Raw genomic sequence first — 16,343 nt, 5'->3', positions numbered from 1 at the left:
AACGAACGGCGAAATGTGCGATCGACTGCTCACTCTCCGCTACATTCGCGCCGTTCGCAGAGGCCATAAGGGCTGCTCACAGGCAATCCGGGCGCAACGGGGCCGACACCGGCACCGGAGGTCCGAAAGGCAGGAGACCGCACCGCAGATGACGGAACGACCCGCGCAGCGCACTCTCAACCGTCAGCTCGCCGCGCTCATCGCAGAAGCCGGGTTCTCCAACGCGGGTCTCGCCCGTCGAGTCGACCAGCTCGGTCTCGAACACGGGCTTGATCTTCGATACGACAAGACGTCGGTCACCCGCTGGTTGCGCGGGCAGCAGCCACGCGGCACCACTCCCGCCCTGATCGCCGAGGTCTTCACCCGCCGTCTCGGCCGCCGTCTCACCGCCCAGGACCTCGGCCTCGACGCCTGTGCGCCGGTCTACGCCGGGCTGGAGTTCGCCGCCACCCCCGAGGAGGCCGTCGACATCGTCGGAGGCCTGTGGCGCAAGGACTCCGGCTCGCACGCCGAGCTCCGCAAGATCGCGTTCACCCCGGCCGGCCTTGTCGTGCCCAGCCGTGACTGGCTGATCGGCCGCGCCGACGACAGGGTCGCCCGGGGCGAACAGCCCATCCGTGTCCCCGCCCAGGGCCGCCCGGTCGTACCCCGCCAGCGTGGTCAGGCCGAACGCGGCCCCGGCCAGCGGGTCACCTCCGGCGACATCGCCGCGCTCCGCTCGGTCGGCGAACTGTTCCGCACCCTCGACAACATGTACGGCGGCGGCCACGCCCGCCAGGCCCTCGTGCGTTACCTGGAGCACGAGTGCGAGCCGATGCTGCGCGGCACCTACGGCGAGCAGACCGGCCGCCGGCTGTTCGGCGCGGCCGCCGACCTGACGCGGCTGGCTGGCTGGACGTCGTACGACATCGCCGCGCACGGGCTCGCCCAGCGCTACTTCGTGCAGGCGCTGCGGCTCGCGCAGGCGGCGGGGGACCGGGCGTACGGCTCGTACGTGCTGGTCACCATGAGCCGCCAGGCCGTGTACCTCGGGCACGGGCGGGAGGCCGTGCAGCTGGCGCGCGTGGCCCAGCAGGGCGTGGGCACCAACGCCCCGCCCGTCGTACAGGCCCTGCTGCACTCCGCCGAGGCGCGCGGGCACGGCGTGCTCGGCGAGGTACGCAACTGCACCGCCTCGCTCGTCCGCGCCGAACGGGCGCTGGAAACGGCCCGCGCCGGTGACGAAGTCCCGTACTGGGCGCGGTTCTTCGACGAGGCGCAACTCGCCGACGAGTTCGGGCACGCGCACCGTGACCTGCAGCAGTTCCGTGCGGCGGCGCAGCACGCCGAGCGGTCGCTCCAGCTGCGGGCTCCCTCCTTCGCCCGCAGCCGGCTGTTCTGCCGGGTGGTCCTCGCCTCCGCCCGGCTCGGGCTGGGTGAACTGGACCAGGCCTGTCAGCTCGGTGCGGAGGCCGCGGGGGCTGCCGCGGAGATGCGGTCCGTGCGGGCGATCGAGTATGTCCGGGACTTCGAGCGGCGGTTGGAGCCGTACAAGGACGCGGCGCCGGTGCGGGGGTATCGCGACAGGGTCGCGGCACTGGGGTGAGGGGTGCCGCCGTAATTCCGATTGTTGTGTGCCCAGCGCGCCATTGCTGTGGTTGATCGCGCAGTTCCCCGCGCCCCTTGAGGGCGCTCATGCCGCCCGTGTTGATGGGAGCGGGTCTGCTCGGTGCATGGAGCCGGCTGCCCCCAGGTCGGTGAGGATCGCTGTCGCCGCGCGGTGGCCGGAGTGCAGCGCTCCCTGGACCGTGCTGGTGTCCCGGTGGTCGCCGCAGACGTAGAGGCCGGCCAGGAGGCGCACCGGGCGGCGTAGGTCGTGCGGGGGGCGCATGGCGGGGACGGCGTCAGGGGTGTGATGGACGGCCAGGGATTCCCAGCGGCGGGTCGAGGTGCCGTAGAGACGTGCGAGATGCATGCGTACGGCGGTGTCCAGGTCGACCGGGGGAGTACCCAGGACCGTCGAGGAGATGAGGGCGCGGCCCGCGGGCGCACGGCTCGGGTCCACGGCGCTCACGACCGCCGTGTGCGCGACGGGGCCGCCGCGGTCGGCGTCCAGGAGCAGGGACGCGCCCGTCGTCGGTGGCTCGTCCGTGGTGTGGTGCAGCACCGTCAGCGGATGGAAGTCCGGTACGCGCAGGCCCGGCAGGAGTTCGGCGGCGGCGCGCGCGTCCGTGGCGAGCAGGACTGCCCGGCAGCGGATCTCGCCGTGCTCGGCCGTGGTCACCGCGCTCGTGGAGATCGAGGTGACACGGACGCCGGTGTGCACGGTGCCCGGTGGCAGCGCCCGGGCGAGCAGCTCCGGGAGCATCTCCGCACCGCCCTCCGGCAGACACAGCCGCCCGCACGCGAAGGCGCGCAGCGCGAGGTCGGCGCACCGGCTGGACGTGGTCAGCTCCGGGTCGCACAGCAGGGCGGCGAGCAGTGGGCGCACGAAGCCGTCGATCGTGCGGGCGGGGACACCGCGGGCCGCGAGGGCCTGGGCGGCGGGCAACTCCGGCCGGGACAGCAGCCGTTCGATCGGCGTCGCCGCGAGCCGGGCGAGTGCGGTGCCGAGGCGGGCCTGGTCGACAGCGGTGCCGAGCGGGGCGCTTGAACGGGGGGCGCTCTTCGCGGGGGCACTCGCCAGGGCACGTACGGCGTGGAGTGCGCCCCTTGCGCCCCCTGCGCTCGCCGGAGGCACCGCGCGATGGTGGCGTCCGTCGCTGTGCAGCAGGACGCCCGGCGCGAAGGGACGCAGCACCAGCGCGTCCAGTCCGGGTGTCAGCCGTAGCTCGGGGTACGCCGTGGACAGCAACTGCCCGATCCGGTCGAGCCGGAAGCCGTCGACCTTCTCCGTCGACATGCGGCCCCCCACACAAGGGGCGGCCTCAAGGACCGCGGTCGTCACTCCTGCGCTGGTCAGCCGATGCGCCGCCGAGAGCCCGGCGACCCCGGCTCCCACGATCACGACGTCCGCCTGGTACGCGGGCTCAAGCACGTGCCCCTCCCCGAGGTTGCGCGGCCGGTGGAGACGTCATGCCCCCAACAGGCTCTGGGAATACCCGAGTTCGGGTCGAGGTTAAGCCGGTAACCGGTCAGGAACAGTCGCGCATGGGCAGAGCACGGTCGCACAGCGGTCGCATACGGTCACAGTGCGGCTTTGATCGCCCCCTCGATGTCCGGGAACGCGAACGTGAAGCCGGACTCCAGCAGCCGCTTCGGCAGCACCCGCGCGCTGCCCAGCACATCGCCCGCCATCTCGCCGAGCACCGTCCGCAGCACGGACGCGGGCACCGGGAACAGCGTCGGCCGGTGCAGCACGCGCCCCATGGCCGCGGTGATCTCCAGGTTCGTCACCGGGTTCGGGGCGGTGAGGTTGAACGGCCCGGACAGTCCGTCGGTGTCGATCAGATGCCGGATCGCGGCCACCTCGTCATGCAGCGAAATGTACGACCAGTACTGCCGCCCGTCGCCCATCCGACCCCCGAGCCCCGCCTTGAACAGCGGGAACAACCGCCCCCAGGCCCCGCCCTCGCGGGCCACCACCAGCCCCGTCCGCGTGAACACGGTGCGTACGCCCGCTTCCCGCGCCGGCGCCGCCGCGCCCTCCCACTCCACGCACAGCTCCGGCAGGAACCCCGTCCCGGGCGGCGCGCTCTCGTCGACCGCCCGGTCGCCCGTCTCGCCGTAGAAGCCCATCGCGCTGCCGTTCACGAACACCCGCGGCTTCTTCTCCAGCGCGGCGACCGCCTCGGCCAGCGCCGTGGTGCCGAGCACCCGGCTGCACCGGATCCGTGTCTTGTACGCGTCCGTCCAGCGGCGGTCGCCCACACCCGCGCCCGCTAGGTTGACCACGGCGTCGCACCCGGCGAGCCCGGCCGCGTCCACGCCTCCGCCTTCCGGGTCCCAGCGGACCTCGTCCTTCGCCCGGGGAGCCCGGCGCACCAGCCGCACCACCTCGTGCCCGTCGGCGGTCAGCGACCGCACCAGCGCACCACCGATGAGCCCGGACGCACCGGCCACCACGATTCGGGAAGGTTCCATGGCACCCATTCTGCTGGTGGGGCGGAAGTAGGGTTGCCGACATGCCGGTTCCGTACATACGCCACGCCACCCTCGATGACGAGGAGACGCTGGGCCTGCTCGACCGCGTCACCTGGTCCCCGCTGCACGCCGTCCAGCCGCGACCGCAGCCGCCCTACGAACCCTTCTTCAACGAGCGGTTCGGGCCCAGGGACCACCTCGTCGCCGAGCTGGACGGCACGGTCGTCGGCTACGTCCGGCTCGGCCATCCGACACCCCTCGCGTGCAACTCCCACGTCCGCCAGATCCAGGGGCTCGTCGTCGCCGAGGAGGCGCGCGGCAGCGGAGTCGGGCGGGCGCTGCTGCGGGCCGCGCGGATCGAGGCCCGCCAGCACGGCGCGCGCCGCCTCACCCTGCGCGTTCTCGGGCACAACACCCCGGCACGGGGGCTCTACGAAGCCGAGGGGTTCGTGGTCGAGGGGATCCTTCCCGGCGAGTTCCTGCTGGAGGGCGAGTACGTGGACGACGTCCTCATGGGGGCCAGTCTCTGACCGGTCACGACGTGACCAACGCGCCCGTGTCGACCGTCGCCGTCGCCCTCGCCCCGCGTGCGGCGTCGGAGGCGACCTCGGCCGCCGTCAGCACGTAACCCGTCTCGTTGTCCGAGGTCGAGCGGGCGAAGACGACGCCGTAGACCCGGCCCTCGGTCGTCAGCAGCGGACCGCCGGAGTTGCCGGGCCGGACGGTGGAGCGGATCGAGTAGATCTCGCGGGTCACCATGGCGTCGCTGTAGATGTTCTGGCCCCTCGCCTGCACCCGGTTCGCGACGGTCGCCGCCTGGAGGTTCAGGTCGCCATCCTGCGGGTAACCGGCGACGACCGCCGAGTCCCCGCGGGCCGCCCTGTCGTCGAACTTCAGGACCGGTGCGCTCAGCCCGGGCACGTAGAGCACGGCCACGTCCCTGTCGGGGTCGAAGAGCACCACCCGCGCCTCGTACGACCGCCCGACCCCGCCGATGCGCACGCTCGGGAGGTCGATGCCGGCCACCACGTGCGCGTTGGTCATGACGTGGGCGGGTGCGTACACGAACCCGCTGCCCTCTCGGCCCTGGGTGCCGGAGACGCCCTCGATCTTCACCGTGCTCAGCTTGGCCGCGTTCGTCGCGCTCGCCGTCACGCTGTCGCCGGTGGGCCTCGCCACCTCGGCCGTCGACTCGTTCTCGAACGGGTTGAAGACCTGGGGGAAGCCCGCCTGGGTGAGCGCGGTCGTGGCCCGGGAGAACCAGGTGGGGGTCGTGTCCGGCATGGCGTTCTGTACGGCGCCCAGCAGCGTCGAGTCCCGGATCGCCGTCGTGAGCAGGGGCGAGGAGGAGGCGCCGAGCACGCTCGCGGCGACCCACGCCACGATCAGCACCGCCACCGAGTTGGCCGCGGCCCCGCCGACCCCGTCGGCCACCCTGAGCGGACCGAGACTGGCACGGCCCAGCTCCCGGCGCAGCCGCAGCGCCAGCCGCCCCGCCAGTTCGTGCCCCACCACGGCCGGGACCAGCACGGTCAGCACCGCGGTCACGGTCGCGCGGGTCGTCCCGGCCGTCACCAGGTCCATCATCCAGGGCAGGAGCCACACGCCGAGGACCGCGCCGCCGACGAACCCGGCGAGGGAGACACAGCCGGCCACCAGTCCGCGCCGGTAGCCGGACGCCGCGTAGGCCACAACGACCAGCAACAGCAGGATGTCGAGCAGGTCCACGAAGCCGCCTTTCTCTCAGACTCCCTATTACGCGCGGGACGGGCCCAGTGATCAGCCACACGCGCGTGGCGGCGGGAACCGGCCACGCGCGTGTGCATCAGGAAAAACGTCTCGGACCAGGACGATGGTTCCACCGGGTGGCACAGCACACATCGCGGACGGAGCGGATCCGGCCGAAAGTGAAGTCATGCGTGTCCGCAGATCTCCAGGAGCACGGCAGGCCGGCGCAGCGCGCATACCCCGCACCGCGCGGTCGCTGCTCGCCTGGCTGCCCGGACTGGCCGCCGTCCTCGGACTGATCCTCTGCGCGGACGGCATCGGACACACGGGCGCGGGCCGCCGGCCGCCGGTCGCCGCCCGCCCCGCCGCCCTGCACCCCGCGACCAAGCCGCACATCGTGCCCAGATCGGCCTGGCTGGATTCCCTCACCCGGCACGCCCAGCCGCCCCCGCGCTACGACGACAAGGTCGTCGCGGTCTTCGTCCACCACACCGACTCGCCGAACGGCTACGACTGCGCCGACGTGCCGCGCATCATCCGCTACCTCTACGCGGGCCAGACCGACGCCCGGAACTGGGACGACATCGGCTACAACTTCCTCGTCGACCGCTGCGGCACCATCTACGAGGGCCGCGCGGGGGGCGTCGACCGCCCCGTCACCGGCGCCCACACGCAGGGTTTCAACCACCGCTCGGCCGGCATCGCCGCGATCGGCACCTTCACGGCCGGCGCCGCCGTGCCGAAGGCGATGACGGACGCGATCGCCGCCGTCGCCGCCTGGAAGCTGGGGCTCGCCGACGTCGACCCGCGCGCCGAGGCGCGTCTGGTCTCCAGCAACAGCCTCAGCCGCTACACGTCCGGCACCGCGGCCACCCTGCCCGCCCTCGCCGGCCACAAGGACGCCTACATGACGAGCTGCCCCGGCGCCGCGCTCAGCGCCCGCCTTCCCGCGATCAGACAGCAGGCGGCACGGCTGCAGGGCCGGGTTCCCTAGGCCCTGTCGTCACATTCCCGTCTGCCTCGGGGCGACGACGGGAACGTGACGACAGGGCCTAACGGACAGCTCCCGCGCCCTCACCGGCGTCCGGGACACGCCCCCTCACCTGCGTCCGAGATACGCCCCCAACGCCCGCTGCAGCACCTTGCCCTGGCTGCCCACCGGCAGCTTCCACTCCCCGAGGTACTCCACGGCCCGGCCGCCCGCTCCCGTCTTGAAGCGCAGCCGGCCCAGCAGCCGGTCCTCAGTGAGGGCGGGGGTGATGGAGCGCAGGTCGTACGTCTCGGCTCCCGCCAGCCGCGCGTCGCACAGCATCCGCCACAACAGCGCGCTGCTGGGCCGCAGTTCACGTCCCCGGCGGCCGGACGCGGCGTACGAGTGCCAGGCACGGGAGCCGACGTTGATCATGAGTGCCGCGGAGAGCACCTCGCCGTCGTACTCGGCGAGATAGAGCCGTACCTGGTCGTCGTCCTCGGCATTGAGGGCCTTCCACATGCGGTGGAAGTAGTCCAGTGGGCGGGCCTTGAAGCCGTCGTGGGCGGCGGTCGAGGCGTACAGGCGGTGGAATGCGGGCAGATCGGCGGCCGAGCCCCAGCCGACGCGGACGCCCGCCTGCCCGGCCGTGTTCAACGACTGCTCCCAGTGCGGTGCCAGGGCCTCGCGCAGCTCGTCCACCGAGCGGCCCGCGAGCGGGATGTGGCAGCCGTAGCGCGGCTGGCCGAGCCCGAAGCCGCTGCCGTCGTCCTCCTCGCACCGCCGCCACCCGAGCCGCCCCAGCCGCTCCGCCACGTCCAGCGCGTACCCGTCGAGGCCGTCCGCCGGCAGATCGTGGAGATGGCGTACGTCGGGGTCCGCGATGCCCGCGGTGACAGTGGGCGCCTCCCAGTGGCGTACGACGAGCGGCGGTCCGATCCGCACCGAGAACGCCCCGCGGCCCTCCAGATGGGCGACGAGCGGATCCAGCCACTGCTGAAGTCGTGGGGAGCGCCAGTCGACCGCGGGCCCGTCGGGGAGGTAGGCGAGGAAGCGCCGGGTCCCGGGCAGCGGCCGGTACAGCACGAGCGCCGTCGCGACCAGCAGCTTCCCCTCGAACCAACCGACGCTCTCCGCCAGCCAGTCGGGCTTCACGTCGCCCCACTCCGGTATCTGGAGATGGCTCGTGTCGGGGTGCAGCCGGAGGTGGGCCAGGTGTTCCCCGCGGGTGATCTCCCTCACGTAGGGGCTGGTCATGGGCAGGGCCTCACAGGTTTCTCGTAGCCGCCCCACGGATCGTCCCGAGGCAGCCTCCCTATCGTCATGCACACGCACTGACTGGAGGTGGGGAAGAAGTGAACAGTCACCACGGCACCACGCACAAGACGGACGGCCGGATCCGGACCGCCCACGGCCCCTGGGCGGCGCTCTGCGCGGCCGCCGCCGTGATCCTGGGCCCGGCCGCCGTCACCGCGTCCGCGCTCGACCAGGCCAACGCGGCCCCGATGCACCACGCCGTGCGGGCGGACGAGATGCAGGCCTACGTCCCCTCCGACACCGGGCGCCGACGGACGTCCGTGGCCTGAGTGCCCAGTACCTCACTGCGGGCGGTCGCCGCCGGACAGGCCGAGGAACTGCTCGCCGGACGGGTCGATGTCCACCCCGAGCCCGTTCATGAGGCCCGCCAGCATGACGTAGTAGCCGACCGTGGTGACGATCTCGACCACCTGCCGGTCGGTGAAGCGGGCGCGAAGAGCCGCCAGCGTGTCCTCGGCCAGGGTGTGCCGGTCGACCAGCTCGAACACGGCGGTCACCGCCGCCGACTCCGACTCGTCGAACTCCGGGCCGGCCGCCCTGCGTTCGGCGATCGCCGTCAGCTGTGCGGGGGTCGCTCCCGCGTGCAGCGCGATCGGGTGGTGCTGGGCGGACTCGTACGCGCACCGCGTCCCGCTCGCGACCGCCATCACGACGAGCTCGCGCAACCGCACCGAGAGCGTCGACTCACGGAGCACGGCCATGCCCAGGTCGATCGCCGGGCCCGTCAGGGGCGGGGCGTGGGAGAGCATGCGGAAGGCGTTGAGCGGCACGGGCAGTCTGGCGACGGCGTCCGCGGGACGCTCCGGATACGGAATGCGGGCCAAGGTCCCCCCACCAGTGATGAAGTCGTGAAGTCTGTGAAGTCTGTGAAGTCCGTGAAATCGTGAACGTCAGTCCCTGAAGCGTTCCCACAGCTTCGGATAGCGCTGCGCCAGCACCTGCTCGTTCTCGAAGTCCAGCGACGCACCCTCCGGTTCGGAGGCCGCGGGCGGGATCCCTAGGTCGGGGGCGACGGTCCCGGTGAGCTGCTCGTAGGCCTCGTCGGCCGCGTAGCCCAGTTCCTCCCCGTCCCCGTCGATCTCCTCGTCGAAGTCGTCCAGCAGTTCGGCCAGTGCGTCGGGGTGGTGCACGGCCCCCTCGTACACCTCCCGCCCCTGCCCGATCAGCCAGCAGCGGAAGAAGTCGAACGCGTCATCGCTCGCCCCGTCGAGCAGGACCCATGCGGCGCCCCACAGGTCCCACCGGTAGGCGCGGTTGTAACGGGCCTCGAAGTGACGGGCGAAGTCGAGGACCATGTCCGGGTCCAGCTGGAGCAGCCGGTCCACGAGCAGGTCGGCCTGCTCCTCGGGGTCGCCCTCGGCGGCCTCGCGGGTGGCGTCCACCAGCTCCCAGAACTCCGTCTCGTCCATCACGGGTACAGCATCGGCCCTGGGAGGGTGGGGCGCACGTGGAGTGCGGCGGATTGTTATGTCCCGTACAGACGACCCAGTCGTATCGCGTCATCGGCGAAACGCGCCCGCAGGCTTGGCGGAGCCAGCACCTCCACCTCCGGGCCGAGCCCCGCGAGCTGCGCGTGGGCGACCTGCTCCGACTCCACGGGGAGCGTCACCGTCAGCCGGCCCTCCTCGTCCGGGGCGCCCGCTTCGGCGAGTGCCTCCCGGGCGGCGGCGGGATCGACGGCGTACGGAAGCCTTCGCGCCCCGTCGGCGGAGACCCGCACCACGACCTCGGCCCGCAGGATCGAGCGCGCGAACTGCGCCGCCCGCTCCTGCCAGAAGGCGGGCAGATCGAACTCCTCGTCCCGCTCGAACCGTTCCCCGCCGGCCTCCGCCGCCGTGAACCGGTCGATCCGGTACACCCGGAAGGAACCGCCCTCGGTGACCCGCGCGCACACATACCAGACGCCCGCCTTGAGTACGAGCCCGTACGGCTCCAGCACCCGCTCCACCTCGGTCTCCCGGCTCCGGTAGCGCGCGGTGATCCGGCGGTCGTCCCACACCGCGTCGGCGACGGCGGGCAGCAGCGGGGGTGTCCTCGGTTCGGTGAACCAGTTCGGGGCGTCCAGATGGAAGCGCTGTGCCGCCGCGCGGGAAGCGTCCTGGAGGGAGGGGAGCAGGGCCGCGGACACCTTCAGCCGGGCGGCGGAGGCCGCGTCCTCCAGACCCATTTCCCGCAGCGCCGCCGGGACGCCGGACAGGAACAGCGCCTCGGCCTCACTCCGCGCCAGCCCGGTCAGCCGGGTGCGGTACCCGCCGATGAGGCGGTAGCCGCCCGCCCGGCCACGGTCCGCGTACACCGGAACGCCCGCCTCCGACAACGCCTGGGCATCCCGCGTCACCGTCCGCTCGGACACCTCCAGCTCCCGCGCCAGCTCGGCGGCGGACATGGAGGGCCGGCCCTGGAGGAGCAGCACCATCTTGATGAGGCGGGCAGCGCGCATACGGACATGATGCAGGGGGCCACTGACAGAGCCGGGCCGAGGGCGACGCCCGGCGGTGCAGGCCACCGGCAGTCCCTACAGAGTCGGGGACCATCCGTCGTCCGGCCGAGGGCGGCGGACCCTGAGTGAGCCCGCGCCGGGAACGTCTGGTTCTGGGCCAGGGTCGTCCGGTTCCGGGCCACGGACGGACGACGTCTCGTCGTCCGGCAGTATGTCCACTTTCTCCCCTGGGGCACCGGGCGGGCGCGAGGGTGAATCGTCGACGGGGGTGGGGGCATCCGGCTCATCCGGCGGCCCCTCGCCGAGCTTCCCGAGCAGATCGTGGAGTTCCGGCGAGTCGGGCTCCGGCTCCCGGTCAAAAGGAGGGGTTTCAGTGGTGAGCGCCTCGATGCCGGCCACGCACTCGGTGAATCGGGCGACGTTCGTCGCGTAGACGGCTTCCCCGAGCAGCTCCGTGGTGTCCCCGAAGAGCATCAGAAACGACGGGTGCACGAGGTAGCGCGCCACTTTCACGGTCGTCGTCAGTGTTTCGTCCCCGGCTGCCGCCTCCTTGAGCAACCGGAACTCCCAGTCGGCGCCGTCGTCGGACCTGGCCAGTGTGAGCGTGCCCAGCCCGTCCAGGAACTCCGTCACGAGGCGTTCACCGGCATGGGGCCCCTCCTGCTGTGCCCCCACCCCGTGCAGGATCGCTTGCAGGTCGGACGCGTGCCAGTTGTGTGCCCGGACGAAGACAGCCGCCTCCGTCACGAGCCGGATCAGCTCCTCCGCCTTGTCGGGCGTCTGGACGGCGGGCCAGCGCAGGTCGGGGCGGCCCGTCAGCGCCGCGAAGTCCAGGAGCAACTCGGTGAGGACCCCCTCGATGTCCTCTGTTCCGTACTCACCCCGCACCACCGCCTGCGCCTCCCCGGCCGTCCTCAGGACGTGCCGGGCCGCGTTGTCCAGTTGCAACCGGGTCATCACCCGGGGCGTGTGCGGCTGCTCTTCGGTCAAGGCCCCCACCACCTTTTCCTCAGGAATCAGCACAAGGTACTGGAGGCGGAACATGTCCACCAGACCGCCCAACCCGGACGCGTCGGCAGAACCAGGGGGAACTGGCTGAAAAACGCAAGCGGCGGACAGGGAGGCGTACACGTCCTCCTGTCCGCCGCAACGGCTTGCCTACAGCCCGTACTTCTCCCGCGCTTCCTTCACCGCCGTCGCCTTGACCTCGCCTCGCCGAGCGAGCTGGGCCAGCGCCGCCACGACGATCGACTCGGCGTCGACGCCGAAGTGGCGGCGGGCCGCCTCGCGGGTGTCCGAGAGGCCGAAACCGTCCGCGCCGAGCGACGAGTAGTCCTGGTCCACCCACTGCGCGATCTGGTCCGGAACCTGGCGCATGTAGTCGGAGACCGCGAGTACCGGGCCCTCCGCGCCGTGCAGCGCCTGGCGGACGTACGGGACCCGCTCCTCGCCCTGGAGCAGGGCCGCGTCGGCGGCCAGCGCGTCGCGGCGCAGCTCCGTCCAGGAGGTCGCCGACCAGACGTCCGCGGCCACGCCCCACTCCTCGGCGAGCAGCCGCTGCGCCTTGAGGGCCCAGTGGATCGCCGTGCCGGAGCCGAGCAGCTGGATGCGCGGCGCGTTGGCCACCGGGGAGAGCCCCGCCGACTCGGCCGTGTTGAAGCGGTACAGGCCCTTGACGATGCCTTCGTCGATGCCGGGTGCGGACGGCTTCGCCGGCTGCGGCATCGGCTCGTTGTAGACGGTCAGGTAGTAGAAGACGTTCTGGTCCTCACCCGGGGCCGCCTCGCCGTACATACGGCGCAGACCGTCCTTGACGATCGCCGCCACCTCGTACGCGAACGCCGGGTCGTACGACAGCGCCGCCGGGTTGGTCGCCGCGATCACCGGCGAGTGACCGTCGGCGTGCTGCAGGCCCTCGCCCGTCAGCGTCGTACGGCCGGCCGTGGCGCCGACGAGGAAGCCGCGGCCGAGCTGGTCGCCGAGCTGCCACATCTGGTCGGCCGTGCGCTGCCAGCCGAACATCGAGTAGAAGATGTAGAACGGGATCATCGCTTCGCCGTGCGTGGAGTACGCGGTGGACGCGGCGATGAAGTCGGCCATCGAACCGGCCTCGGTGATCCCCTCGTTGAGGATCTGGCCGTTCTTGGCCTCCTTGTAGTACATCAGCTGATCGCGGTCGACCGGCTCGTACGTCTGGCCCTTGGGGGAGTAGATCCCGAGGGACGGGAACAGCGACTCCATGCCGAAGGTGCGCGCCTCGTCGGGGACGATCGGCACCCAGCGCTTCCCGGTCTCCTTGTCGCGGACCAGGTCCTTGATCAGGCGGACGAAGGCCATGGTCGTCGCCACGTTCTGGGTGCCGGAGCCCTGGTCGAAGGAGGCGAAGGCCTTCTCCGCCGGGGTGGGCAGCGGGGCGAGCGCGTGGACACGGCGGGCCGGGGCCGGACCGCCGAGCGCCGCGCGGCGCTCCTGGAGGTAGCGGACCTCGGGGGAGTCGGCGCCCGGGTGGCCGTAGGGCACCTGCCCGTCGGTGAACTGCGCGTCCGAGATCGGGAGTTCGAGAAGGTCACGCATCGTCTTGAACTCGTCCACCGTCAGCTTCTTCATCTGGTGGTTGGCGTTCTTCGACGCGAAGCCCTCACCGAGGGTGAAGCCCTTGACGGTCTGGGCCAGGATGACGGTCGGACCGCCCTTGTGGTCCAGGGCCGACTTGTAGGCCGCGTACACCTTGCGGGCCTCGTGGCCGCCGCGGGAGAGGTGGAAGCACTCAAGGATCTTGTCGTCGCTCAGCAGCTTCGCCATCTCGACGAGCGCCGGGTCCTTGCCGAAGAAGTCCGCGCGGATGTATGCCGCGTCGCGCGTCTGGTACGTCTGTACCTGGGCGTCGGGTACCTCGCGCAGGCGGCGTACGAGCGCGCCGGTGGTGTCCAGCTGGAACAGCTCGTCCCAGGCCGTACCCCACAGCGTCTTGACGACGTTCCAGCCGGCGCCGCGGAACTGGGCCTCCAGCTCCTGCACGATCTTGAAGTTCGCGCGGACCGGGCCGTCGAGGCGCTGCAGATTGCAGTTGATGACGAAGGTCAGGTTGTCCAGGCCCTCGCGGGAGGCCAGGGCGAGTGCCGCCGTGGACTCCGGCTCGTCCATCTCGCCGTCGCCGAGGAAGGCCCAGACGTGCGAGTCCGAGACGTCCTTGATGCCGCGCGCGGTCAGATACCGGTTGAAGCGGGCCTGGTAGATGGCGGAGAGGGGGCCGAGGCCCATGCTCACCGTCGGGAACTCCCACAGCCAGGGCAGGCGCCGCGGGTGCGGGTACGACGGGAGGCCGTTGCCGCCGGCCTCCTGGCGGAAGTTGTCGAGCTGCTGCTCGGTCAGCCGGCCGTCGAGGAAGGCGCGGGCGTAGATGCCGGGGGAGGCGTGGCCCTGGATGTAGAGCTGGTCGCCCGAGCCGTCGGCCTCCTTGCCCTTGAAGAAGTGGTTGAAGCCCGTCTCGTACAGCCAGGCCGCGGAGGCGAAGGTGGCGATGTGGCCGCCGACGCCGTGCTTGGCGCCCCGGGTGACCATCGCGGCCGCGTTCCAGCGGTTCCACGCGGTGATACGGGACTCCATCGCCTCGTCACCGGGGACGCCCGGCTCGGTGGCGGTCGGGATGGTGTTGACGTAGTCGGTCTCGAGCAGCTTGGGCAGCGCGATGCCGTTGCCCTCCGCGCGCTCCAGCGTGCGGCGCATCAGGTACGCGGCACGGTGCGGGCCAGCCGCCTTGGCGACCGCGTCCAGGGAGGCCTGCCATTCGGCGGTCTCCTCGGGGTCCCGGTCGGGGAGCTGGTCGAGCTCGCTCGGCTGGATGGCGTGGGGGTCGGTCATGTCGCCGCCTTCCTCAGTCGAAGGGGGTTCCCTCATCGGCAAGGGTTCGGGGGTGCCCTTTGTCTTTGGCAGGACAGGGCGTGAGGCTCGTGGTGCTGTAACACCGTGCGGCTTTCGCCGCGTGGCCCGTCGGTGACTGTAACTCCCTGATCGATGATCGATCAAAGGTTCCCGGGCAAAATCTCTTGATCACGAGAAAGTAGGCACGGCGTGCCTTTGAGGCAGGCACCGGGTGCCGCGATTTTCAAGGGTTTCCGCAGGTCGGAGGCGCGTTTGAGCGCTGGCACGCTCAAGGTTCACGCCCGCGGCGCGCACCCGAGCACATGTGCCTTCACCATCTCCGCGATCCGCGGATCCCGGCGACGGAACGCCGCCACCAGCTCCTCGTGCTCCTCCGCGTACGACTGCTGCACCGTCCCCAGCCAGCGGATCGACAGCGCCGTGAACACCTCGATGCCCAGCCCCTCCCAGGTGTGCAGCAGGACCGAGTTGCCGGCCGCGCGCACCAGTTCGCGGTGGAAGGCGACCGTGTGCCGCACCTGGCCCGTGCCGTCGGCGTTGCGGTCGGCCTCGTAGAGGGCGGCGACGTGCGGTTCCAGGGCCGAGCAGTCCTGTGCGAGCCTCTCCGCCGCCAGCTCCGCCGCGATCGCCTCCAGGCCGGCCCTGACCGGGTAGCTCTCCTCCAGGTCGGCCGCCGTCAGGTTCCGTACCCGCACGCCCTTGTTCGGCGCCGACTCGATCAGCCGCAGGGACTCCAGCTCGCGCAGCGCCTCCCGCACTGGTGTCTGGCTGACCTCCAGCTCGGTCGCGATCCGCCGCTCCACGATCCGCTCGCCCGGCTTCCAGCGCCCGCTGACGATCCCCTCCACGATGTGCTCGCGGATCTGCTCGCGCAGCGAGTGGACGACGGGCGCGGTCATGAGGGCTCCTTAGGGAGGGGCCGCCCATCGGCCCCTCGGGCGTTTGACGTTTAGACAATAAGGCCGCGGGCGCCTCCGGGAGAGGCGCACGGGGGCGCTCTCGTGCAGGTGAGACGAGACTTACACGCTCCTCAGAGGGCCGCGGCCTGTAAAGACCCGTACCGGGCCCGGCCCGGAGTCGTCACCGCCGTGTCACGGCGAGAACCCCCGGGCCGCCCCTGCCGTCGCGGTCGGCAAGGAGTTCCTGTGCGGGGAACTTCTGGAACGTCAGGGGGACGGCATGAACAGCAGGGAACGGCGCACCAGGCTGGGCTGGACGGTCGCGGCGGCGGTCGTGGGCACGGTGATCGGCGTGGCGGGGTGCCGGCCGACGCCCACGGCGGCATCGGACGCGCCCACGAAGGCGGCGACCACCGAGGCGTCCGCGAGCGGCGGTACGGAGATCCAGGGCATGGCGGGTTCTGCCGTGAGCGCCGAGCAGCCCTCCGGGCCCGGCGGAGCCTGCGTCTTCGTCAAGCCGGACGGTGCGCAGAAGTTCGGGCACGTCGGCTGGGGCTTCCGGATCACGGGCACCGGCCAGTGGGTCTACGGTGCCGTCGAGAACCCCACGAACAAGCTGTACACACCGCCCGGCGGCTACATCGGCGCCTGGCACGCGCAGGGGTCGTACGCCCGCATGCTCAGCGACATGTCGCATGACACCCACTACCCGGGCAGGTCGACGCACCCGTACAGCCGTTACCGCTGCACCTCGTCCTCGACCAGTGACGTGAACTCGGCCAGGGCCATGATCCGCACCGTCGAGAGCCGTGGCTTCCTCGTCGGCTTCGACCGGAAGACCGGCGACCTCACCTCCCGGGACTGCCTCGACGCCACATACGACGTCCTGCACGCCTACCGGACCCGGCACCTGACGTACGCGCCCCACCTGGACATCCCGAACGTGTGGGCGGCGACGCTGTTCGGCTGGTCCGACGGGACGTTGCGGCCGTAGCGGCGAACACGACGCCCCCGCCCGGAGAACTCCGGACGGGGGCGTCGTCGT

16 protein-coding genes are annotated in these 16,343 nt (G+C 71.7%); 5 read left to right on the top strand and 11 right to left on the bottom strand.

Annotation, left to right across the window (positions count from 1 at the left end):
• Nucleotides 1-148: 148 nt before the first annotated feature.
• Nucleotides 149-1,585 (top strand): regulator, encoded by a 1,437-nt coding sequence (locus OG870_RS13000; RefSeq protein ID WP_266585237.1) that lies wholly within the window; start codon nucleotides 149-151, stop codon nucleotides 1,583-1,585.
• Between the two features lie 87 nt (nucleotides 1,586-1,672).
• Here OG870_RS13000 and OG870_RS12995 read toward each other — a convergent pair whose 3' ends face one another.
• Nucleotides 1,673-3,016 (bottom strand): NAD(P)/FAD-dependent oxidoreductase, encoded by a 1,344-nt coding sequence (locus OG870_RS12995; protein WP_266585239.1) that lies wholly within the window; start codon nucleotides 3,014-3,016, stop codon nucleotides 1,673-1,675.
• 149 nt (nucleotides 3,017-3,165) lie between these two features.
• Nucleotides 3,166-4,062: a TIGR01777 family oxidoreductase gene (locus OG870_RS12990; RefSeq protein ID WP_266840816.1), complete on the bottom strand. Its 897-nt coding sequence runs from the start codon at nucleotides 4,060-4,062 to the stop codon at nucleotides 3,166-3,168.
• Between the two features lie 41 nt (nucleotides 4,063-4,103).
• Between OG870_RS12990 and OG870_RS12985 the strand changes: the two genes are divergently transcribed.
• Nucleotides 4,104-4,592, top strand: coding sequence for a GNAT family N-acetyltransferase (locus OG870_RS12985; protein ID WP_266513009.1), 489 nt, complete (start codon nucleotides 4,104-4,106; stop codon nucleotides 4,590-4,592).
• Between the two features lie 4 nt (nucleotides 4,593-4,596).
• Here OG870_RS12985 and OG870_RS12980 read toward each other — a convergent pair whose 3' ends face one another.
• The gene (locus tag OG870_RS12980) at nucleotides 4,597-5,790 is read right to left on the bottom strand and encodes a MarP family serine protease (protein ID WP_266840818.1); all 1,194 of its coding nucleotides are present in this window, start codon (nucleotides 5,788-5,790) and stop codon (nucleotides 4,597-4,599) included.
• A 187-nt stretch (nucleotides 5,791-5,977) separates the two neighbouring features.
• On the opposite strand from OG870_RS12980, the gene OG870_RS12975 reads away from it, so the two are divergent.
• On the top strand, nucleotides 5,978-6,784 hold the full coding sequence (locus OG870_RS12975) for a peptidoglycan recognition protein family protein (RefSeq protein ID WP_266840820.1): 807 nt from the start codon (nucleotides 5,978-5,980) through the stop codon (nucleotides 6,782-6,784).
• A gap of 105 nt (nucleotides 6,785-6,889) precedes the next feature.
• Here OG870_RS12975 and OG870_RS12970 read toward each other — a convergent pair whose 3' ends face one another.
• A complete protein-coding gene (locus OG870_RS12970) occupies nucleotides 6,890-8,017 on the bottom strand; it encodes a lipid II:glycine glycyltransferase FemX (protein ID WP_266840822.1) in 1,128 nt (375 codons plus the stop codon).
• Between the two features lie 98 nt (nucleotides 8,018-8,115).
• On the opposite strand from OG870_RS12970, the gene OG870_RS12965 reads away from it, so the two are divergent.
• Nucleotides 8,116-8,346, top strand: coding sequence for a hypothetical protein (locus tag OG870_RS12965; protein ID WP_266513001.1), 231 nt, complete (start codon nucleotides 8,116-8,118; stop codon nucleotides 8,344-8,346).
• Nucleotides 8,347-8,358: 12 nt separating this feature from the next.
• On the opposite strand, the gene OG870_RS12960 is transcribed toward OG870_RS12965, so the two are convergent.
• From OG870_RS12960 to OG870_RS12930, 7 genes are all read right to left on the bottom strand, one after another.
• A complete protein-coding gene (locus tag OG870_RS12960; protein ID WP_266840824.1) occupies nucleotides 8,359-8,901 on the bottom strand; it encodes a carboxymuconolactone decarboxylase family protein in 543 nt (180 codons plus the stop codon).
• A gap of 66 nt (nucleotides 8,902-8,967) precedes the next feature.
• Nucleotides 8,968-9,486, bottom strand: a complete 519-nt coding sequence (locus tag OG870_RS12955) for a DUF4240 domain-containing protein (protein WP_266520208.1) — start codon at nucleotides 9,484-9,486, stop codon at nucleotides 8,968-8,970.
• Nucleotides 9,487-9,542: 56 nt separating this feature from the next.
• The gene (locus OG870_RS12950) at nucleotides 9,543-10,517 is read right to left on the bottom strand and encodes a helix-turn-helix transcriptional regulator (RefSeq protein ID WP_266840826.1); all 975 of its coding nucleotides are present in this window, start codon (nucleotides 10,515-10,517) and stop codon (nucleotides 9,543-9,545) included.
• A 75-nt stretch (nucleotides 10,518-10,592) separates the two neighbouring features.
• On the bottom strand, nucleotides 10,593-11,507 hold the full coding sequence (locus OG870_RS12945; RefSeq protein ID WP_266840828.1) for a hypothetical protein: 915 nt from the start codon (nucleotides 11,505-11,507) through the stop codon (nucleotides 10,593-10,595).
• Between the two features lie 168 nt (nucleotides 11,508-11,675).
• Nucleotides 11,676-14,378, bottom strand: a complete 2,703-nt coding sequence (gene aceE / locus OG870_RS12940) for a pyruvate dehydrogenase (acetyl-transferring), homodimeric type (RefSeq protein ID WP_266840829.1) — start codon at nucleotides 14,376-14,378, stop codon at nucleotides 11,676-11,678.
• Between the two features lie 296 nt (nucleotides 14,379-14,674).
• Nucleotides 14,675-15,298 (bottom strand): GntR family transcriptional regulator, encoded by a 624-nt coding sequence (locus tag OG870_RS12935; RefSeq protein WP_266512988.1) that lies wholly within the window; start codon nucleotides 15,296-15,298, stop codon nucleotides 14,675-14,677.
• Nucleotides 15,299-15,565: 267 nt separating this feature from the next.
• A complete protein-coding gene (locus tag OG870_RS12930; protein ID WP_266512985.1) occupies nucleotides 15,566-15,751 on the bottom strand; it encodes a hypothetical protein in 186 nt (61 codons plus the stop codon).
• Between OG870_RS12930 and OG870_RS12925 the strand changes: the two genes are divergently transcribed.
• Nucleotides 15,750-16,292, top strand: a complete 543-nt coding sequence (locus OG870_RS12925; RefSeq protein WP_266840831.1) for a hypothetical protein — start codon at nucleotides 15,750-15,752, stop codon at nucleotides 16,290-16,292. The genes OG870_RS12930 and OG870_RS12925 overlap by 2 nt on opposite strands.
• Nucleotides 16,293-16,343: the final 51 nt, after the last annotated feature.

The organism is Streptomyces sp. NBC_00461, assembly GCF_036013935.1.
In the GTDB taxonomy this organism is placed as follows: domain Bacteria; phylum Actinomycetota; class Actinomycetes; order Streptomycetales; family Streptomycetaceae; genus Streptomyces.
Note: the sequence above shows the minus strand (reverse complement) of the source record. Positions and strands in the feature narration are given on the sequence as shown.